At 63.9% G+C, this 21,688-nt stretch carries 13 protein-coding genes; 4 read left to right on the forward strand and 9 right to left on the reverse strand.

All coding sequences use genetic code 11. From position 1 onward, the window contains the following. Window positions 1-23: 23 nt before the first annotated feature. The 3 genes from fusA to rpsL are packed head-to-tail and all read right to left on the reverse strand — an operon-like array spanning window position 24 to window position 2,987. Window positions 24-2,096 carry an elongation factor G gene (gene fusA / locus RX327_RS23800; protein ID WP_239624451.1) on the reverse strand — a complete coding sequence of 691 codons (2,073 nt, stop codon included), beginning with the start codon at window positions 2,094-2,096 and terminating at the stop codon, window positions 24-26. 33 nt (window positions 2,097-2,129) lie between these two features. Then, complete coding sequence (gene rpsG / locus RX327_RS23805) at window positions 2,130-2,600, reverse strand: 30S ribosomal protein S7 (RefSeq protein ID WP_317247277.1); 471 nt, start codon at window positions 2,598-2,600, stop codon at window positions 2,130-2,132. Between the two features lie 15 nt (window positions 2,601-2,615). Then, window positions 2,616-2,987, reverse strand: a complete 372-nt coding sequence (gene rpsL, locus RX327_RS23810) for a 30S ribosomal protein S12 (RefSeq protein ID WP_007603006.1) — start codon at window positions 2,985-2,987, stop codon at window positions 2,616-2,618. Window positions 2,988-3,683: 696 nt separating this feature from the next. Here rpsL and RX327_RS23815 point away from each other — a divergent pair. Next, a complete protein-coding gene (locus tag RX327_RS23815; RefSeq protein WP_317247278.1) occupies window positions 3,684-4,895 on the forward strand; it encodes an NAD(P)/FAD-dependent oxidoreductase in 1,212 nt (403 codons plus the stop codon). Window positions 4,896-4,940: 45 nt separating this feature from the next. Here the strand turns inward: RX327_RS23815 and RX327_RS23820 are convergent, their stop codons facing one another. The 6 genes from RX327_RS23820 to rplJ form a co-directional block, all read right to left on the reverse strand. Beyond that, a complete protein-coding gene (locus RX327_RS23820) occupies window positions 4,941-6,974 on the reverse strand; it encodes an ABC transporter ATP-binding protein (protein ID WP_317247279.1) in 2,034 nt (677 codons plus the stop codon). 226 nt (window positions 6,975-7,200) lie between these two features. Then, a complete protein-coding gene (locus tag RX327_RS23825; protein ID WP_317247280.1) occupies window positions 7,201-9,261 on the reverse strand; it encodes an FAD-dependent oxidoreductase in 2,061 nt (686 codons plus the stop codon). 180 nt (window positions 9,262-9,441) lie between these two features. Next, window positions 9,442-13,644, reverse strand: coding sequence for a DNA-directed RNA polymerase subunit beta' (gene rpoC, locus RX327_RS23830; RefSeq protein ID WP_317247281.1), 4,203 nt, complete (start codon window positions 13,642-13,644; stop codon window positions 9,442-9,444). Between the two features lie 128 nt (window positions 13,645-13,772). After that, a complete protein-coding gene (gene rpoB, locus RX327_RS23835) occupies window positions 13,773-17,897 on the reverse strand; it encodes a DNA-directed RNA polymerase subunit beta (RefSeq protein WP_317247282.1) in 4,125 nt (1,374 codons plus the stop codon). Window positions 17,898-18,338: 441 nt separating this feature from the next. Continuing rightward, window positions 18,339-18,716, reverse strand: a complete 378-nt coding sequence (gene rplL / locus RX327_RS23840; protein ID WP_028177960.1) for a 50S ribosomal protein L7/L12 — start codon at window positions 18,714-18,716, stop codon at window positions 18,339-18,341. 54 nt (window positions 18,717-18,770) lie between these two features. Then, complete coding sequence (gene rplJ / locus RX327_RS23845; RefSeq protein ID WP_035709556.1) at window positions 18,771-19,289, reverse strand: 50S ribosomal protein L10; 519 nt, start codon at window positions 19,287-19,289, stop codon at window positions 18,771-18,773. Window positions 19,290-19,739: 450 nt separating this feature from the next. On the opposite strand from rplJ, the gene RX327_RS23850 reads away from it, so the two are divergent. From RX327_RS23850 to sigJ, 3 genes are read left to right on the forward strand one after another with little or no spacing between them, the layout of a single operon-like run. Continuing rightward, a complete protein-coding gene (locus RX327_RS23850) occupies window positions 19,740-20,285 on the forward strand; it encodes a hypothetical protein (RefSeq protein ID WP_317247283.1) in 546 nt (181 codons plus the stop codon). Then, on the forward strand, window positions 20,278-20,823 hold the full coding sequence (locus RX327_RS23855) for a hypothetical protein (RefSeq protein WP_028335451.1): 546 nt from the start codon (window positions 20,278-20,280) through the stop codon (window positions 20,821-20,823). Before RX327_RS23850 ends, RX327_RS23855 begins: the two co-directional genes overlap by 8 nt. Then, entirely contained in the window at window positions 20,801-21,685 is an 885-nt protein-coding gene (gene sigJ, locus RX327_RS23860) for an RNA polymerase sigma factor SigJ (protein WP_028335450.1), read from the forward strand. Before RX327_RS23855 ends, sigJ begins: the two co-directional genes overlap by 23 nt. Window positions 21,686-21,688 lie beyond the last annotated feature (3 nt).

Raw genomic sequence — 21,688 nt, forward strand, 5'->3', positions numbered from 1 at the left:
CGTCAGCTTGAGACCGACGACAATCAGGCAAACTTCTTCTGGACTTCTGCCGACACGTTGGCCGGCGCTTCTGCGTAGTGGTCGAACTGCATGGTGAAGGTCGCGCGACCCTGGCTCATCGAGCGCAGATTGTTCACGTAACCGAACATGTTCATGAGCGGCACCATCGCGTTGATGACGTTGGCGTTGCCGCGCATGTCCTGTCCCTGGATCTGACCGCGCCGGGAATTCAGATCGCCGATGACCGAGCCGGTGTAGTCTTCCGGGGTCACCACTTCGACCTTCATGATCGGCTCGAGCAGGACGGACTTGCCCATCTGCAGCGCTTCGCGGAAGCAGGCGCGCGAAGCGATTTCGAAGGCGAGCGCCGACGAGTCGACGTCGTGGTACTTGCCGTCGACGAGCGTCACCTTGACGTCGACCACGGGGAAGCCCGCGACCACGCCCGACGACAGCACGCTCTCCAGGCCCTTCTCGACGCCGGGGATGTATTCCTTCGGCACCGCGCCGCCGACGATCTTCGATTCGAACTCGTAGCCCTTGCCGGGCTCGTTCGGCTCGACGATGAACGAGACGGCCGCGAACTGGCCAGTACCGCCGGTCTGCTTCTTGTGGGTGTAGCTGTGCTCCACCCGCTTGGTGACGCGCTCACGGAAAGCCACCTGCGGCGCGCCGATATTGGCGTCGACCTTGTAGGTGCGCTTCAGGATGTCGACCTTGATGTCGAGGTGGAGTTCGCCCATGCCCTTGAGGATGGTCTGGCCGGACTCGTGGTCGGTCGACACGCGGAAGGACGGATCCTCCGCAGCGAGCTTGGCCAGCGCCACGCCCAGTTTCTCCTGGTCGGCCTTGGACTTCGGCTCGATCGCGATCTCGATGACCGGCTCGGGGAATTCCATCTTCTCCAGGATCACCTGCTTGTCGGGATCGCACAGCGTGTCACCGGTGCGCGCTTCCTTCAGACCCGCCAGCGCGACGATGTCGCCCGCATAGGCTTCCTTGATGTCCTCGCGGTTGTTCGCATGCATCAAGAGCATGCGCCCGATCCGCTCCTTCTTCTCGCGGGTCGAGTTCACGACGCCGGTGCCGCTCTGCAGAACGCCGGAGTAGATGCGGCAGAAGGTGATGGTGCCGACGAACGGGTCGTCCATGATCTTGAACGCGAGCAGCGCCAGGGGCTCCTTGTCGTCCGCCTTGCGCACGACTTCGTTGCCCTTGTCATCGGTGCCCTTGATCGCAGGCACGTCGAGCGGCGACGGCAGATAATCGACGACGGCGTCGAGCAGCGGCTGCACGCCCTTGTTCTTGAAGGCCGAGCCGCACAGCACCGGATAGAACGCGCCAGTCAGCACCGCCTTGCGGATCAGCCGCTTCAGCGTCGCCTCGTCCGGCTCCTTGCCGTCGAGATAGGCGGCCATGGCGTCGTCGTCGAGCTCGACGGCGGCTTCCACCATCTTCTCGCGGTATTCCTTGGCCTGGTCGACGAGATCTTCCGGAATGTCGACATAGTCGAACTTGGCGCCGAGCGCTTCATCGTTCCAGACGACGCCCTTCATCTTCACGAGGTCGACGAGACCCTTGAAGTTGTTCTCGGCACCGATCGGAAGCTGGATCGCGACGGGCTTCGCGCCCAGACGGTCGACGATGTCGGACAGGCACTTGAAGAAGTCCGCACCGATCTTGTCCATCTTGTTGGCGAAGACGATGCGCGGAACCTTGTACTTGTCGCCCTGGCGCCAGACGGTCTCGGTCTGGGGCTCGACGCCCTGGTTCGAGTCGAGCACGCAGACGGCGCCGTCGAGCACGCGCAAGCTGCGCTCGACCTCGATGGTGAAGTCGACGTGGCCAGGCGTGTCGATGATGTTCAGGCGCTTGCCGTTCCAGAACGCGGTGGTGGCAGCCGAAGTGATCGTGATGCCACGCTCCTGCTCCTGCTCCATCCAGTCCATCGTCGCGGCACCTTCGTGCACTTCGCCGATCTTGTGGCTCTTGCCGGTGTAATAGAGGATGCGCTCGGTCGTCGTGGTCTTGCCGGCGTCGATATGCGCCATGATACCGAAGTTACGGTAATCCTCGATGGCATGTTGGCGGGGCATGGGTCGTTCCTTGCGAGTCCGAGTGTGGCGCCGTTACCAGCGATAGTGCGAGAAGGCGCGGTTGGCTTCCGCCATGCGGTGCACGTCTTCGCGCTTCTTGACGGCGTTCCCCCGATTATTCGATGCATCCAAGAGCTCCGCCGAGAGCCGCTCGGTCATCGTCTTCTCGTTGCGCTCGCGCGCAGCCGCGATCAGCCAGCGGATGCCCAGGGCCTGACGGCGGGTCGAGCGAACCTCGACCGGAACCTGGTAGGTCGCGCCGCCGACGCGGCGGGAGCGCACCTCGATGGTCGGCATGACGTTCTCGAGCGCCTGCTCGAACACGCCGAGCGGGCTCTGCTTGGTCTTGCTTTCGATGATGCCGAACGCGCCGTAGACGATACCTTCGGCGACCGACTTCTTGCCGGCGTACATCACCGAGTTCATGAACTTCGTGACGATGATGTTCCCGAACTTCGGATCGGGAAGGACTTCACGCTTTTCAGCAGAATGGCGACGAGACATGGACCTGGTTCCCGCTTACTTCGGACGCTTGGCGCCGTACTTCGAACGACGCTGCTTACGGTTCTTGACGCCCTGGGTATCCAGAACGCCGCGGAGGATGTGGTAGCGCACGCCCGGCAAGTCCTTGACGCGGCCGCCGCGGATCATGACCACCGAGTGCTCCTGGAGGTTATGGCCCTCGCCGGGGATGTAGCCGATCACCTCGAAGCCGTTGGTCAGGCGCACCTTGGCGACCTTACGAAGCGCCGAGTTCGGCTTCTTCGGAGTCGTGGTGTAGACGCGGGTGCAAACACCACGCTTCTGCGGCGACTGCTGCAGCGCCGGCACCTTCTTGCGCGACTTCTGCACTTCACGCGGTTGAGCGATCAGCTGGTTGATCGTCGGCATCTAGCCTTCACCCTTTAGTTCGCGCGAAACCTTGAATCGGTCCGCCAATTCTTCTCGGGAAAAGCCGTCCCGTACGGCCCGCTCGGCACGGGACAAATACCCGCACAAAGCGAAATTGCGCCAACCGCTCCATCAACGAGCGGAAAGCGCTTCGACGCCACAGAGGACCGCGATCCCGAACCGTTCAGCGTTCGCTGTTCGGTCCGCCACCGAGGTCATGCATCCGAATTCGATCTCAAGAGAACGTGCTCAAGAGACCTAAAGTCGCACTGGCATTGCCTAGCTATGATCGACAGCGTTTGAGCGGCATTCGTCGAGGTTGGTGCCCGTCCGGCTCCTCAAAAAGGGCCTTCGGGTGGCCCGTTCCGACGCTGGCGATGCTCACCGCCTGTCGTTAAGTGGGCGCCTTGTATAATCGAGAGATAGTGAAGTCAAGCAAAACGACAAGCAAAGAAACGCCTCTGGCACTTGCGGATTTCGCATTTCGCCGCGGTTCGGGCAAGGCGAAATGTGACGGCCGACCAACCTCCCCGCGCCCTCATCCGAATCTTCGGGCGCGTGCGGAATCATATTATATCCGGGTAAAATACGAATAGAAACAACTCTCCCCAAGTTAGTCTCGAAGGCAAACTTCGAAACTAAGCCTTTATTTGCCATTCGCAGCGCAAAAATCGGGGTCACAGCCACGGAATTCTCATGCGGTACACCGACATCGCGATCATCGGCGGCGGTCTTGCGGGCTCGACCGCAGCCGCCATGCTCGGCCGTGCCGGGATACCGACGGTCCTGATCGACCCCCACCCGGTCTATCCGTTCGATTTCCGGGTCGAAAAGATCGGCGGCGACCTCCAGCTCGAGCGATTCGCCAGGACCGGCCTCGCCGAGTTGGTGCTCCGCTCGGCGACGCTGGACGGCGAGAACTGGATCGCGCGATTCGGCCGGTTGCTTGACCGGCAGCCGAGCCGGCAATACGGCAGCATGTACGACGCGCTGATCGCGGCGATTCGGAACGAAATCGCCGGGCCGGCGGAATTCATCTGCGACAAGGTGATCAATGTCGCGACCAGTTCCGAGCGGCAGCGGCTCGTGCTTGCCAATGGCGAGGAGATCTCGGCGCGCCTTGTGGTGCTCGCCAACGGCCTGAACGTCGGGTTGCGCCGGATGCTCGGCATCGAGCGGCTGGTTACGAGCTTCTGCCACTCTATCTCGCTCGGCTTCGATTTCGTCCCTGTCGGCCGCCCCGCCTTCCCGTTCGCGGCCATGACCTATTTCTCGGAGCGGCCGAGCGACCGCATCCCCTACATCACGCTGTTTCCGGTCGGAAACCGGATGCGCGCCAACCTCTTCACCTATCGCAAGGCCGACGATCCCTGGCTGCGGGCGATGCGGCGCAATCCGGTCGAGACGCTGAACGCCGCGCTGCCGCGGCTGCGCCGGCTCACCGGCGAATTCGACATCGCCGGCGATATCAAGATCAGGCCCGCCGACATCTATGTCAGCACCGGCTATCGGCAGGCCGGCATCGTGCTGGTCGGCGATGCCTTCGCCAGCACCTGCCCCGTCACCGGCACCGGGACCGACAAGGTGTTCACCGACGTCGCCCAGCTCTGCAACGTCCACATCCCGGCCTGGCTGTCGACCGACGGCATGGGCGAGGAGAAGATCACCGCGTTCTACGACGATCCGGTCAAGACCGCCTGCGACGCCTGGTCGAATGGCAAGGCATTCAGCTTCCGCGAGGTGTCGGTCGGCAGCGGGCCCACCTGGCAGGCCCAGCGCTGGGCACGCTTTTTCGGCTATCTCGGCCGCGGCTGGCTGCGCCGGCTGCACAACCCCGCGGCGGCGGCGTCAACGACGCAGCCGGCCAACCACTTCCGGCAACGTCCGCACGCCGCGGACCGGGCGTAAAGTAGAATTTAGCGCTCGGCCATCGCCCGCGACGCGGCGCGGGCCTCACGCCTCCTCATCCTCGTCTTCGTCCTCATCTTCATCATCGTCATCATCCGCGTCGGCGTCGTCCTCGTCGTGAGTCAGATGTCCCTGGTCGTCCCACAGCTTGCGATAGACGCCATTACGGGCCAGCAGTTCCTCGTGGGAGCCGCGCTCGATCGCCCTGCCCCCTGAAATCACGATGATCTCGTCCATCTCGACCACCGAGGTCAGGCGGTGAGTCGACCAGATCATGGTGCGGCCCTTGGCGATCTTGAGCAGCGTGCGGTTGATCGCGGCTTCCGTGGTCTGGTCGAGCGCCGAGGTGGCCTCGTCCAGCAGCAATACCGAGGGGTTGCGGATGATTGCGCGTGCGATTGCGATGCGCTGGCGCTGGCCGCCAGACAGCGTGTCTCCACGCTCGCCGACCGGCGTGTCGTATCGCTGTGGCAGGCTCATGATGTAGCGGTGGATCTCGGCCTTCTTGGCCGCCTCCTCCACCTCCGCATCGGTCGCCCCCTCCTTGCCGAGCCGGATGTTCTCGCGGATCGACATGTTGAACAGCATGTTCTCCTGGAACACGACCGCCATGCTCCGGCGCAGCGAATCCAGCGTCACCTTGCGAACGTCGACGCCGTCGATGGTGACGCGGCCTTCGTCGGGCACGTAGAGCCGCAGGATCAGATTGAGCAGCGTGCTCTTGCCGGAGCCGCTCGGACCGACGATCGCGATGCGCTTGCCGACATTGAGCTTGAGGCTGAGATTGTCCAGCACCGGCGTCTGACTGCCCTCGTACCGGAAGGTGACGTGATCGAAAGTGATGTCGTTGGCGATACGCGGCAGATCGGGCGCGCCGGGGCGATCGGCGCCGCGGGTCGGCTCGTCGAGCAGTTCCTGGATGTGGCGAATCGCGGCGGCCGAGGAGATCGACACCGGGATGAAATGCATCACGTGAGCGATGTTGTAGGAAACCTCCCAGAACGCGCTCTCGAAGGTGACGAAGGTGCCGATGGTGATCTGGCCCTTGGTCGCGAGATACGCGCCGATCGCGAGCACCACGAGGTGCAGGAGGAGCACCGAGATGGTGACCGTCCGCTCCACCATGGTCGAGAGAAACATGGCTGACGCGGCCTTGGCCCGGACGTCGCGGTTGCGCATCGTGAACCAGCCGAGCGCCCGGCGCTGCAGATTGAACGCCTTGATCACGGCCTGGGCGGCCACGTTCTCCTGCACCATGCCGAGCAGCGCCGACTCGTTGAGCTTCTGCTCGTAGTTGGCCTGCACCGCCTTGGACGTCAGGATCCGCGGGCCGATCAGCGTGATCGGAAACACCAGCAGCGCGACGACGGCGAGCTGCCAGTTCAGGAACAGCATCAGGATGATGCCGGCCACCAGTTCCAGGAATGGCAGCGCGGCACTGTTGGCAAAGGTCTTGACCGAGCCTTCAAAGGCCGAGAGATCGACCGAAAAGCGCGACAGGATCTCGCCGCGCCTGGTGCGGCCAAAATAAGCCGCCGGCAGGTCCTGGACGTGCTCGAACAGGCGCTTGCGGACGTCGGAGATGATGCAGGCGGCGAGCCGCGCATCCCAGCGCTCGTACCAGACCGCAACGATCGAGGTGAAGATGCCGGCGACCGCAAGCACGCCGAGGATCTTATACAGCGCCTGGAAATCCTCCTCGCCGAGCGCTTCGTCGATCAGGAACTTGAGACTTAGCGGCATGATGACGTTGAACAGCGTCTCGACCAGCACGCCGAAGGCGACGCAGGCGAACGGCTTCTTGTAGTTCGCCAGGATCGGCCTGACGAAGCCAAAGATCGTGGAGAGCGCGCCGGCGGCTTCGCTCGCGGTATAGACGACGAGGTCCTCGTCCTCATCGTCCTCGTCGAGCTCCAGCTCGTCGTCCCCCTCGTCTTCCTCTTCATCGTCAGCCGGCGCCGCGGCCGGCTTTGTGGAGGCGGCCGCCGCGGGCGGACCGGACGCGGGCTTCTTCTTCAGCTCGGGATCGTCGGCCCCCGGTCTCGTCGGATCGTCTGATGCAGGAGGTCTTGGCGCCATGAAACCAACCGATGCTCCACGGCCGGCATGACCGCAAATCGAAACCGCAGCTGATAACACTGCGGCCGTAATCCTATGCGATCACGACGAATTCGGCAAAGCGTTTGGAACGGCCGACGCGTCGCCGCACGCTCGCGCGGAGTTGCGGAGCAAAGCATTGCCGCCGTTTGACAGCTGGTTGACACGAGGCCGGTCGGCTGGCGGCAAGAGCTTCCGGTCGGTCCCGCTAGTCGTCGAGGTCGGCCTCGACCTTGTCGAAGAAGGAATAGCGCAAGCTGTCGGCGTCGGCGTACCACTGCCCCGGCCCCTTGTTGGCGGCGAGCGTCGCTTCCCAGAGCGCATCGGTGCAATCCTTGCGGTGCATCGAGAGGTCGAAACCGTTGCCGAAGAACAGTTCGGACCATTCCCACCAGGTGCCGAGCTTCTTGACCCCGCGCAGCAGGTCGTAGCGGTCGATCAACGCCGGCGCCATGTCCGAGGTGATCGAGCCGAACACGAGGCCGGTCTTGACCACGCGGTTGAGCTCGCGGACCCCGCGCACGACCTGCTTCTCGCCGAGATGGCACAGCGAGGTCTCGAACACGAAGTCGAACTCGTTGGCCTTGAACGGCATGTCGGTGATCGAGCCGAGCTTGTTGTACTTTTTCAGCGCTGTCGGCGTCTTGGCATGAATGGCGCGGTTGTTCTCGATTCCCCATGCATCGATGCCGCGATCACGCAGCGCGCCGACCAGTTCGCCGCTGGCGGAGCCCGCGACCAGCAGCTTGGCGCCCGTCGCCTTGCCCCAGACCGTCTTGATCAGGTCCGTCAGATAGACGGGGTCGGTGAAGTTGCGCCAGACCTCGCTGTAGGGCCCGGCGCCGCGATAATTGTCGAAATAGCTGCGATCGATCTTGTCGGACAGCGCGCCCTCGTCCTGCGCGCGGGCGCGGCGCAGGCGCATCATCTCGGTCAGGATGATGTCAGTCGCCGCATCCGAAGAATCCAGCAGGCCGTTCAGCGTCGAGTCGAACAGATAGTCGCCGACCACCACGATGCCGGGATGCTCCTTCGGCTCGGGCCGGTGATTGGTCATGACGTCGCGTATGGGCAAGCCACCCGGCAGCGCGTTCACGGACGACAGCCAGCGGTGGATCTTGCCTTCCATGAAATGCTCGCGCGCGTCGCCGAGAGAAGCCGGCAGCGATTTCAGGGCGGCATCGATCAGCTCCTGGTCCGACAGATTGGCGAAAGCCAGCGCGTCGGAGCCGGGAATGAGCCAGTTCAGAACACCATGCTTGCCGACGTCGTGGCGCGCGCCCTCGTTGTAGACGCAGCAGCCGCCAAAAGCCTCCGACATGAACCAGGCGCCCGGAATCTTCTCGCCCCAGAACGGCTCGTCGAACAGGATCGAGACGCGCAGATAGTGCGCGGGGCGGTCGAAATAGGCGACGTGCTTGACCATCGATTTGCGCAGCTGCTCACCCTCCCAGCTGAGGGTGGCGAGCCAGGAATGCGGCAGGCAGACCAGGACGAGATCGAAGTCGCGCGTCTCCGGTCCCTTGCCGTTCATCATCTTGAGCTGATAGCGGCCGGTCGGCGCCTTGCCGACGGTGAGCACGCGGTGATTGAGCTGGATGTCGGCATTGACCTCCGACTGCAGGCATTCGATCAGCTGCTCGTTGCCGTTCTGGATGGAATAGAGGCCGATATAGCCGTCGACATCCATCAGATAGTTCTTGAGCGCGTTGAGACCGTTGGTGTTGTGGCTCTCAGTCGCGATGTCGGAGCGGGCCATCACCTTGAAGAAACGCTTTGCCGTCTCGTCCTCGACCTCCTCGTCGAGCACCTGCTCGGCGGTCTTGTAGGCCCAGGGATTCTCGTTGTCGTGCGCGCCGACGCCTTCGTAATATTCGACCGGCGACAACATCTCGGTGCAGCGCTCGCGGAATGCCTCGATCGCGGCCGCGGTCTTGGCGCCGTATTTGCGGCGCATGCCGGGCACGTCATTGAGGAGCTCGCCGCCGAAATGCACCTGCTCGGCATCCATCGGAATGGTCTGGAGGCCGAAATGCTGGATCAGCTCGCGCAGCGGGTCCGGCCCCGTCATCGAGTAGTCGTAGATCTCGGCAACGCCGGCCTCGTACATCGCGGGCGCCGAATCGAATTTGCGCGTGACGATCTTGCCGCCCAGCCGGTCGGAGGCCTCGTAGATGGTGACGCGGCAGAGATCGCCGAGCTTACGCTTCAGATACCAGGCGCTCATCAGCCCGCCGGGGCCGCCGCCTACGATAGCCAAGTCGAGCATATGGATTCCGTCGTCTCCGGCGCGAGCCAAACAGCCGGTCTAAGTCACCCTAGCAAAGGCACTTTTTTGCCTGAAGGAAAGATGAACAAACTGCGTCCCTGCACCGCAGCAAGCAAAGAAAGCAGCAAAAAGGCCGGCTAAACGCCGGCCTTCTCGCCATACCCGTAGTCTTGCGGATGCCTATTCCGCGGGCGGCAGCGCCAGCGGCTCCGCTTCCGGAGCCGTCGGCACGATCGCCGCCTGCTGCTTCTCGCGCTCGTCCAGGATCAGCTTGTCGCGCTTCATGGCGACTTCGCGGATCTTGGCCATGGAGGCGCCGGTGCCCGCCGGGATCAGCCGGCCGACGATGACGTTCTCCTTGAGGCCTTCGAGCGGATCGATCTTGCCGTTGACCGCCGCCTCGGTGAGGACGCGCGTGGTCTCCTGGAACGATGCCGCCGAGAAGAAGGACCGGGTCTGGAGGCTCGCCTTGGTGATGCCGAGCAGAACCGGCGTTCCCGTAGCGGGCTTCTTGCCCTCTTCCTTGGCCTTCACGTTCAGCGCGTCGAACTCGATCTTGTCGACCTGCTCGCCGGAGATCATGTCCGTATCGCCCTGATCGGTGATTTCCACCTTCTGGAGCATCTGACGGACAATCACCTCGATGTGCTTGTCGTTGATGAGCACGCCCTGCAGCCGGTAGACCTCCTGGATCTCGTTGACCAGATAGGCCGCGAGCTCCTCGATGCCCTTCACCGCTAGGATGTCGTGCGGTGCCGGATTGCCCTCCACGATGAAGTCGCCCTTTTCGACGACGTCGCCGTCCTGAAGGTGGATGTGCTTGCCCTTCGGGATCAGGTACTCGCGCGGCTCGTCGGTCTTGTCCATCGGCTCGATCGAGATGCGGCGCTTGTTCTTGTAGTCGCGCCCGAACCGGATGGTGCCCGCGATTTCGGCAATGATCGCCGCATCCTTCGGACGCCGAGCCTCGAACAGTTCCGCCACCCGCGGCAGACCGCCGGTGATGTCACGCGTCTTGGCGCTTTCGGTCGAGACACGGGCGAGGATGTCGCCCGGCTGTACCTTGGCTCCGATGTCGACCGAGAGAATGGCATCGACCGACAGCATGTAGCGGGCATCGCCGCCACGGGCGAGCTTGAGCACCTTGCCGTCCTTGCCCTTCACCACGATGGCCGGACGCAGGTCCGCGCCGCCGCGCGTCGAGCGCCAGTCGATGACCACGCGCTTGGCGATACCGGTGGCTTCGTCGAGCGTTTCCGAGATCGACTGTCCCTCGACCAGATCCTCGAAGCCGATCGTGCCTTCGACTTCGGTGAGCAGCGGCCGGGTGTAGGGATCCCACTCGACGATGCGCTGGCCGCGCTTGACCATGTCGCCCTCGTCGACGTGCAGGCGCGAACCGTACTGGATACGGTGCGTCGCACGCTCGGTGCCGTCGGCATCGACGATCGCGACAACCATGTTGCGCACCATCGCGATCAGGTGGCCTTCGCTGTTGCGGGCGATGGCCTTGTTCCGGATCACGATCTTGCCGTCGAAATTGGCTTCGACGAACGACTGCTCGTTGAGCTGCGCCGCACCACCGATGTGGAAGGTGCGCATGGTGAGCTGGGTCCCCGGCTCGCCGATCGACTGCGCCGCGATGACGCCGACCGCTTCGCCGTGGTTGACCGGCGTGCCGCGGGCGAGGTCGCGGCCGTAGCACTTGCCGCAGATGCCGTTGACGAGCTCGCAGGTCAGCGCCGAGCGGATCTTCACCTCCTGCACGCCACCCTGCTGAATGGCCTCCAGATGGCTCTCTTCCATCAGCGTATCGCGCTTGATGATCACCTCGTTGGTGGCGGGATCGCGCACGTCTTCGCAGGCCGTGCGTCCGAGGATGCGCGAGCCGAGCGAAGCGACCACGGTGCCGGCATCGACGATGGCGCGCATCTTGATGCCGAGCTTGGTGCCGCAGTCGCTCTGCGTGATGATGCAGTCCTGCGCCACGTCGACGAGACGACGCGTCAGGTAGCCGGAGTTCGCGGTCTTCAACGCGGTGTCCGCGAGGCCCTTGCGGGCGCCGTGGGTCGAGTTGAAGTACTCGAGCACCGAGAGGCCTTCCTTGAAGTTCGAGATGATCGGCGTCTCGATGATCTCGCCCGACGGCTTGGCCATCAGGCCGCGCATGCCAGCGAGCTGGCGCATCTGGGCCGGCGAACCGCGGGCACCGGAGTGGGCCATCATGTAGATCGAGTTGATGTCGGCATCGGCTCCGCTCGCCGTCTTCTTGGTGGCGGAGATCTCCTTCATCATCGCCTTGGCGATTTCTTCCGTGGCCTTCGACCAGGCGTCGACGACCTTGTTGTACTTCTCGCCATGCGTGATCAGACCGTCGTTGTACTGCTGCTCGAAATCCTTCGCCAGCGTACGGGTGGTGTCGACGATCTTCCACTTGCCGTGCGGCACGACCATGTCGTCCTTGCCGAACGAGATGCCGGCCTTGAACGCGTTGTAGAAGCCGAGCGCCATGATGCGGTCGCAGAAGATCACCGTCTCCTTCTGTCCGCAGTGACGGTAGACCTGGTCGATGACGCCGGAGATCTCGCGCTTGGTCATCAGCTTGTTGATGATCTCGTACGAGATGCGCGGGTTCTTCGGCAGCAAATTGCCGAGCATGACGCGGCCGGCGGTGGTCTCGATCCAGCGCCTGGAGACCTTGCCGGTCTCGTCCATGCCTTCCCACCGGTACTTGATCTTGGTGTGGAGGTGGATGACCTTCGCGTGCAGCGCGTGCTCGAGCTCGGCCATGTCGCCGAACACCTTGCCCTCGCCGGGCAGGCCTTCGCGCATGATCGAGACGTAGTACAGACCGAGCACGATGTCCTGCGACGGCACGATGATCGGCTGGCCGTTCGCCGGATGCAGGATGTTGTTCGTCGACATCATCAGGACGCGCGCTTCCAGCTGCGCTTCGAGCGACAGCGGAACGTGCACGGCCATCTGGTCGCCGTCGAAGTCGGCGTTGAACGCGGAGCAGACCAGCGGGTGGAGCTGGATCGCCTTGCCCTCGATCAGCACGGGCTCGAACGCCTGGATGCCGAGGCGATGCAGCGTCGGCGCGCGGTTGAGCAGCACCGGATGCTCGCGGATCACCTCGTCCAGGATGTCCCAGACCTCGGGCCGCTCCTTCTCGACCAGCTTCTTGGCCTGCTTCACCGTGGTGGACAGGCCCTTGGCGTCAAGCCGCGAGTAGATGAACGGCTTGAACAGCTCGAGCGCCATCTTCTTCGGCAGGCCGCACTGGTGCAGGCGCAGCTCGGGACCGACCACGATCACCGAACGACCCGAATAGTCGACGCGCTTGCCGAGCAGGTTCTGACGGAAGCGGCCCTGCTTGCCCTTGAGCATGTCGGCGAGCGACTTCAGCGGGCGCTTGTTGGCGCCCGTGATGACGCGGCCGCGGCGGCCGTTGTCGAACAGCGCGTCGACGGCCTCCTGAAGCATGCGCTTCTCGTTGCGGATGATGATGTCGGGCGCGCGCAGCTCCATCAGCCGCTTCAAGCGATTGTTGCGGTTGATGACGCGGCGGTAGAGGTCGTTGAGGTCCGAGGTCGCGAAGCGGCCGCCGTCGAGCGGCACCAGCGGACGCAGGTCCGGCGGGATCACCGGCACCACGGTCATGATCATCCATTCCGGCTTGTTGCCGGAGTGGCGGAACGCTTCCACGATCTTCAGGCGCTTGGCGAGCTTCTTGTGCTTGATGTCGGAGTCGGTCTCCTGCATCTCGACACGCAGGGAAGCCTCGAGCTTCTCGAGGTCCATGCCCTTGAGCAGCTCGCGGATCGCTTCGGCGCCGATCATGGCGGTGAAGGAATCCTGGCCGTACTCGTCCTGCGCCTTCAGATACTCGTCTTCCGACAGCAGCTGACGGTCCTTCAGCGCGGTGAGGCCCGGCTCCAGCACGACGTAATACTCGAAGTAGAGGATCCGCTCGAGATCCTTCAGCGTCATGTCGAGCAGGAGGCCGATGCGCGAGGGCAGCGACTTCAGGAACCAGATGTGGGCGACGGGAGCTGCGAGCTCGATATGGCCCATGCGCTCGCGCCGGACGCGCGACAGCGTGACCTCGACCGAGCACTTCTCGCAGATGATGCCCTTGTACTTCATGCGCTTGTACTTGCCGCACAAGCACTCGTAGTCCTTGATCGGCCCGAAGATGCGGGCGCAGAACAGGCCGTCGCGCTCGGGCTTGAAGGTGCGGTAGTTGATGGTCTCCGGCTTCTTGATCTCGCCGTAGGACCAGGACAGAATCTTCTCTGGGGACGCGATCGAGATCCGGATCTGGTCGAAGACCTGAGCCGGCGTCGTCGGATTGAAGAGATTCATAATTTCTTGGTTCATCGTCTTCTCCTCGCGTGCCGGTCGCCTCCGGCCGCAAATTCGAAACTTCTATTCAGCCCGCGCCCCCACCCAACGTCCGAGCGGAGTGCGGAGGCCCGGCGCGTCTCGCGCCGGGCATGATCACAGCGTTACTCGGCCGCTTCCGACGTCGGCGCCGGTCCCATCTTGGAGTTGTGCAGGTCGACGTTCAGGCCGAGCGAGCGCATTTCCTTGACCAGCACGTTGAACGATTCCGGAATACCGGCCTCGAACGTGTCGTCGCCGCGCACGATCGCCTCGTACACCTTGGTACGGCCGGCGACGTCGTCCGACTTCACCGTCAGCATCTCCTGGAGCGTGTACGCCGCGCCGTAAGCCTCGAGCGCCCACACCTCCATTTCGCCGAAGCGCTGGCCGCCGAACTGCGCCTTGCCGCCCAGCGGCTGCTGGGTGACGAGCGAGTACGGACCGATCGAACGCGCATGGATCTTGTCGTCGACCAGATGGTGCAGCTTGAGCATGTAGATGTAGCCCACCGTCACCTTGCGATCGAACGGATCGCCGGTACGGCCGTCATAGACGGTCGACTGACCCGAAGCGTCGAGACCGGCAAGCTTCAGCATCTCCTCGATGTCGGCTTCCTTGGCACCGTCGAACACCGGCGTCGCGATCGGCACGCCGCGGCTGAGGTTGTGGCCGAGTTCAAGCAGCTCGTTGTCGTTGAGCGACTTGATCGTCTCGTCCTCGCCGTAGACCTTCTTCAAGGTCTCGCGCAGCGGCTTGAGATCCTGCTTCTGATAGTAGGCGTCGACCGTCTGGCCGATACGCTTGCCGAGGCCGGCGCAGGCCCAGCCGAGATGGGTCTCGAGGATCTGTCCGACGTTCATGCGCGAGGGCACGCCGAGCGGGTTGAGCACGATGTCGGCATGCGTGCCGTCTTCGAGGAACGGCATGTCCTCGATCGGCACGATCTTCGACACCACGCCCTTGTTGCCGTGGCGGCCGGCCATCTTGTCGCCGGGCTGGATCTTGCGCTTCACCGCGACGAAGACCTTGACCATCTTCATCACGCCGGGCGGCAATTCGTCGCCGCGCTGAAGCTTCTCGACCTTGTCGAGGAAGCGCTGTTCCAGCCCCTTCTTCGACTCGTCGTACTGCTTCCGCATGGCCTCGATTTCGGCCATCAGCTTGTCGTTGGGCGAAGCGAACAGCCACCACTGCGACTTCGGGTACTCCTCGAGCACCGCACGGGTGATCTTGGTGTCCTTCTTGAAGCCCTTCGGACCCGCAATGCCCTGCCGCCCCTCGAGGAGCTCGGCGAGACGGTTGTAGACGTTGCGGTCCAGGATCGCCTGCTCGTCGTCGCGGTCCTTGGCAAGGCGCTCGATCTCTTCCCGCTCGATCGCCAGCGCACGCTCGTCCTTGTCGACGCCGTGACGGTTGAACACGCGCACTTCGACGATCGTGCCCTGCACGCCCGGGGGAACGCGCAGCGAGGTGTCGCGGACGTCGGAGGCCTTCTCGCCGAAGATGGCGCGCAGGAGCTTCTCTTCCGGCGTCATCGGGCTTTCGCCCTTCGGCGTGATCTTGCCGACCAGGATGTCACCGGCGCGCACTTCCGCACCGATGTAGACGATACCGGCTTCGTCGAGGTTCTTCAGCGCTTCTTCCGAGACGTTCGGAATGTCGCGGGTGATTTCCTCAGGTCCGAGCTTGGTGTCGCGGGCCATCACCTCGAACTCCTCGATGTGGATCGAGGTGAAGACGTCTTCCTTCACGATCCGCTCCGACAGCAGGATCGAGTCTTCGAAGTTGTAGCCGTTCCACGGCATGAACGCGACCAGCACGTTGCGGCCGAGCGCGAGCTCGCCGAGATCGGTCGACGGACCGTCAGCGATGATGTCGCCCTTCTTGACGATGTCGCCGACCTTCACCAGCGGACGCTGGTTGATGCAAGTCGACTGGTTCGAGCGCTGGTACTTCATGAGACGGTAGATATCGACGCCCGACTTGGTCGGATCGAGATCTTCCGTCGCGCGGATGACGACGCGGGTCGCATCGATCTGGTCGATCACGCCCGAACGGCGCGCCGCGATCGCGGCACCCGAGTCACGGGCAACCACGCCCTCCATGCCGGTGCCGACGAACGGCGCCTCGGCGCGAACCAGCGGCACCGCCTGGCGCTGCATGTTCGAGCCCATCAGCGCGCGGTTGGCGTCGTCGTTCTCGAGGAACGGGATCAGCGCCGCGGCGACCGAAACGAGCTGCTTCGGCGACACGTCCATGTAGTCGACCTTGTCGGGCGTCATCGGCACGACGTCGCGGGTTCCGCTCGAGCGGCAGACCACCAGGTCTTCGGTGAAGCGGCCCTTGGCGTCGACCGGCACGTTGGCCTGGGCCACCGAATAGCGCCCTTCTTCCATCGCCGACAGGTACACCACCTCGTCGGTGACGCGGCCGTCCTTGACCTTGCGGTACGGCGTCTCGACGAAGCCGTACTTGTTCACGCGCGCGAAGGTCGCGAGCGAGTTGATCAGGCCGATGTTCGGACCTTCCGGCGTTTCGATCGGGCAGATGCGGCCGTAATGCGTCGGATGCACGTCGCGCACCTCGAAGCCGGCGCGCTCGCGGGTCAGACCGCCCGGTCCGAGCGCCGACAGGCGACGCTTGTGGGTGATCTCCGACAGCGGGTTGGTCTGGTCCATGAACTGCGAGAGCTGCGAGGAACCGAAGAACTCGCGCACGGCGGCGGCCGCCGGCTTGGCGTTGATCAGGTCCTGCGGCATGACCGTGTCGATATCGACCGAGGACATGCGCTCCTTGATGGCGCGCTCCATGCGCAGCAGGCCGATGCGGTACTGGTTTTCCATGAGCTCGCCGACCGAGCGCACACGGCGGTTGCCGAGATGGTCGATGTCGTCGATCTCGCCCTTGCCGTCGCGCAGATCCACCAGCGTCTTGATGACGGAGAGGATGTCCTCCTTGCGCAGCGTGCGCTGGGTGTCGGGCGCATCGAGGTCGAGGCGCATGTTCATCTTGACGCGGCCGACCGCGGACAGGTCGTAGCGTTCGGCGTCGAAGAACAGCGACTGGAACATGGCCTGCGCCGATTCCAGCGTCGGCGGCTCGCCCGGACGCATCACGCGGTAGATGTCGAACAGCGCGTCCTCGCGCGTCATGTTCTTGTCGGCCGACAGCGTGTTGCGGATGTAGGGGCCGACATTGACGTGGTCGATGTCGAGCAGCGGCAGCTCCTTGTAGCCCTGCTCGTTGAGCGCCTTCATCAGCTTGTCGGTGATTTCCTCACCGGCCTCGGCGTGGATCTCACCGGTCTTCGGGTTGACGAGATCCTCGGCGACGTAGTTGCCGACCAGCTCCTCGTCGGCCATGCGCAGCGCCTTCAGCCCCTTCTCCTGGAGCTGGCGGGCGGCGCGGACGGTGAGCTTCTTGCCCGCCTCGAGCACGACCTTGCCGGTGTCGGCGTCGATCAGGTCGTTGACGGTCGAGTAGCCGCGGAAACGGTTGGCGTCGAACGGAACGCGCCAGCCTTCCTTGGTCCGCTTGTAGAGAATCTTCTTGTAGAACGTGGACAGGATCGCCTCGCCGTCGAGGCCGAGGGCGAACATCAGCGACGTCACCGGAATCTTGCGGCGACGGTCGATACGCGCATAGACGATGTCCTTGGCGTCGAACTCGATGTCGAGCCAGGAGCCGCGATACGGGATGACGCGGGCGGCGAACAGCAGCTTGCCCGAGGAATGGGTCTTGCCCTTGTCGTGGTCGAAGAACACGCCGGGCGACCGGTGCATCTGCGAGACGATGACGCGCTCGGTGCCGTTGACGATGAAGGTGCCGTTCATCGTCATGAGCGGGATGTCGCCCATGTAGACGTCCTGCTCCTTGATGTCCTTCACCGACTTCGCGCCGGTTTCCTCGTCGATATCGAACACGATGAGGCGCAACGTCACCTTGAGGGGTGCAGCGAAGGTCATGCCGCGCTGGCGGCACTCGTCGACATCGTATTTGGGCTGCTCGAACTCGTAGCGGACGAATTCCAGCATCGAGGTGCCCGAAAAGTCGGAGATCGGAAACACCGAGCGGAACACCGCCTGCAGACCCTCGTCGAGACGGCCGCCCGGGGGTTCGTCGACCATCAGGAACTGGTCATAGGACGCCTTCTGAACCTCGATGAGGTTCGGCATCTCGGCGACTTCCTTGATGTGTCCGAAGAACTTGCGAACACGTTTGCGACCGGTGAATGTCTGCTGCGCCATCGTGGCCTCTCATTTTCGTCGCCTTTGTGGGGCGAACCTTCCGGGAGCGACTGCCATCGGCCCCGGGTTGAATTTCGAATCGTCTCGAAGGAACGAAGCGCAAAGTCAGGAATTAAATCCCCGTCCCGGCCCCGACCACCTCCAAAACGCAAAACAACGCGCGGGGCGCATCACTGCACCCGCTCGTCCAAACGCTCCGCTTTACGGACTGAAAAAGCCCGAAATCTGACTGTCTCCCAACGGCTTCCGCCGAGGACCCTGCCGTCCCCGCCGCCTACCGTGTTTTTCCGCTGCCAACCCGATATGGGATGGCAATAAAGGAGATTCGAGGGTTAAGTCCACGGATCCCCACACTTTTTTGTGTCCGGCGCGCCACGCGACAACCTGTCGCACGGCGTTTGCATGGCCCGGGAGCGCCCTGCGGCGCTCCCGGATCGCGCATTACTTGAGCTCGACCTTGGCGCCAGCCTTCTCGAGCTGGGCCTTGATCTTGTCGGCTTCTTCCTTGTTCACGCCTTCCTTCACCGGCTTCGGAGCCCCCTCGACGAGGTCCTTTGCTTCCTTCAGGCCGAGACCGGTGATGGCGCGGACTTCCTTGATGACCTCGATCTTCTTGTCGCCGGCGCTGGCGAGAACGACCGTGAACTCGGTCTTCTCTTCCGCCGGAGCGGCAGCGGCGCCACCAGCAGCCGGGCCGGCCACGGCGACAGCCGCGGCGGCCGAAACGCCCCACTTCTCTTCGAGGAGCTTCGCCAGTTCGGCAGCTTCGAGCACGGTGAGGCTCGAGAGGTCGTCAACGATCTTCTGCAAGTCAGCCATTGTTCAGTTTCCTTACGTGTAAGTCTGGTTCGGGTTTGAGTTTTGCGAAGGGCGTCAGGCCGCTTCGCCCTTTGAGGCATGAGCCTGGATGACGCGCGCGAGCTTGCCCGCGGGCGCATTGGCGAGCTGAGCGATCTTGGTCGCCGGGGCCACGATGAGGCCGACGATCTTGCCGCGCAGTTCATCAAGCGACGGCAGCGAGGCAAGCGCCTTCACGCCGTCGACATTCAGGACGGTCTTTCCCATCGATCCGCCAACGATGACGAACTTTTCGTTCGCCTTGGCGAATTCGATGGCGACCTTTGGCGCCGCTACCGGATCGTTCGAAGTGGCGATCACGGTCGGTCCCTTCAGCATGGGGCCGATGGCAACGACGTCAGTGCCTTCAAGAGCAATTTTGGCGAGACGGTTCTTCGAGACCTTCACCGCAGCACCCGCCTGCTTCATCTGCTGGCGCAGCTTCTGCATCTGGGCGACGGTGAGGCCGGAATATTGAGCAACGACCGCGACGCTCGTGGTCTTGAAGACCTCATTGAGCTGTTCGACCGCTTCTTTTTTTGCCGCTCGTTCCACAGCAAGCTCTCTCCGGTTGGCGGTCATCGCGAGAAGCGGGACCGCCGGGTTGCACCCATCGTCCCACCCAAAACCTGAACCTCGGGGCCAAAACCCTTCGGACACGCGCCGGGCAAGACGACAATTCAAAGCCTGCCCTCCCAGAGCCTTGCGGCCATGGGCTGTCGAGGTTCGAACCAAACCAGCCTCCCGGCCGCGAACTGATCGCGACGTGGAGTGCAAAATCCGGTCTTCACCCGTCTATGCAGGCCATGCGATTAAGCCGTTGAGAACACCAGGTTCTCGCGGGCGCCTGCAGTCTTGGACAGGATCGAGGCACTTCAGCACGCTGAAGGCCCCTGCTCTCATTCCTCTGAAGGCGACGGGTCTCCTTCCTTTCGAGCATCCTTGCGGGCATGCGGAAAGGAATGATCTCCTATCATCTCAGGTTTTCGGATTGCGAGCACGGACATGCCAGCAAGTGCCAGCACGCCCGGAAGGCGCTATGTAGCCGGTCCTGCCCTGCTTGCCAAGAGCAAATTTCAGACCAGTTCGGCGACCTGCTGGCCCAGCGAAAAATTTCTTGCCGGACGGCGTCACGCTCCAATGCCGTCGCTCGTCTGGGCGCTGGAGGCTCGCATGAAACGATGGATTGCAGGAATTCTCGCCCTCTTCAACCTCGCCAATGGGCTGGTGATGCTGTCGGCCGGTTCCCTCTGGTGGTCGCTGGTGCCCGGCGCCGCCGATACCGGTTCTTTCAACCCTCATTTGGTCCAGGACGTCGGCATTGCATTCATCGTGGCCGGGCTCGGCCTGGCGGCGCGAGCCTTGTGGCCGGCCTGGTGGCCGGCAGCGGTCGCGGGCGCCGCGTTCCTGGCCGGCCACGGCCTGCTGCATCTCGTGATGATCGCCGGCGGCCACGACCGCCATGCCGCATCCGATCTGGTGGCGGTCGTCCTGCCCGCGGCGCTCGCCCTCTATTCCGCCCTGCCAAATCAAGGAGAACGACATGCGTAGCTTCATCGCGCGCCGCATGCTGCGCGCCTATTCCAGGCGCTACGGCTACGACACCACCTATCTCGAGATCATGCTGAAGGAATCGCCCGCCGCGTTCTTCAAATTCGCCGGCGCGATGAAGGCCGCCGCCTACCGCGCGGTCGCGCCGGTTGAGGCCTTCTACGCCGCCAAGCTCACCGGCGCGCTGGCGGAAGATTGCGGTCCCTGCGCGCAACTGGTCGTCGACATGGCGATCGAGGCAGGAGTGGCGGAGCGGCAGGTCACCGCCGTGCTCCGGCGCGATGTTGCCGCCATGACCGCGGACACCGCGCTCGGCTTCCACTTCGCCGACGCGATCGTGCAACGCTCGGCCGACGATGACGCCTGCCGCGACGCGGTTCGCGCGCGCTGGGGCGAAAAAGGCGTGATCGACCTCGCCATGGCCCTACAAATCGGCCGCATCTTCCCCATGATGAAGCTGGCGCTGGGATATGCCAGGGAGTGTCGCCGCGTGACCGTGGCCGGCCATCAGATCGATGTCATCAAGCAGGCCGCCTGAGCGCGACCCGCTGGCGCCGTATCGGGCGCGGCTGACCGGGCTTGCCTATCGCATGCTCGGCAGCCGCGGCGATGCCGACGATGTGGTCCAGGACGCCTGGCTGCGCTTCGCCGCGGCGGACGACGTCCGCAATCCCGAGGCGTTCCTCGTCACCGTGGTGACCCGGCTTTGCCTCGACCGGCTGAAGAGCGCCCGCGCCCAGCGCGAAGTCTATGTCGGCGCCTGGTTGCCCGAGCCGGTGTTCGACGAGACGCTGTCGGCCGAGGCGGCGACCGAACTCGCCGACGATCTCTCCTTCGCGCTGATGCTGGCGCTCGACGCCCTGACGCCGCTCGAGCGCGCCGCGTTCCTGCTGCACGACGTGTTCGACCGGCCATTCGCGGAAGTTGCCCGCACCCTCGAGCGCAGCGAGGCGGCCTGCCGGCAGCTCGCCGCGCGCGCCCGCCGATCGGTCCGCGACAACCGCCCTGTTCCCGTCGAGCCACCCGAAGGCCACGCACGGCTGCTGACGGCATTCTGCAAGGCCGCGGCCAGCGGCGACGTCTCCGCCCTCGCCAACCTGCTGCGCGCGGATGCCATCGCGATCACCGACGGCGGCGGCCGCAAGCTGGCGGCGCTGAAGCCGATCAAGGGGGCAGAGAAGATCGTCCGCTTCATCATCGGTATCGCCGGCAAGAACGCCGGCAGCGAGGTTCGCGTCGAACCGATGCTGGTCAATGGCAGCGCGGGCGCGCTGATCTTCCTCGATGGCGAAGTCGACCACACGCTGAGCATGGCGATCGACGGCGAGACTGGCCGGATTGCGGCGATCTACATCGTCCGCAACCCGGACAAGCTGCGCCACGCGCCGCGCCGGAGCTGAAGC

It is taken from the genome of Bradyrhizobium sp. BEA-2-5 (genome assembly GCF_032918025.1).
GTDB classification, from domain to species: Bacteria; Pseudomonadota; Alphaproteobacteria; order Rhizobiales; family Xanthobacteraceae; genus Bradyrhizobium; species Bradyrhizobium pachyrhizi.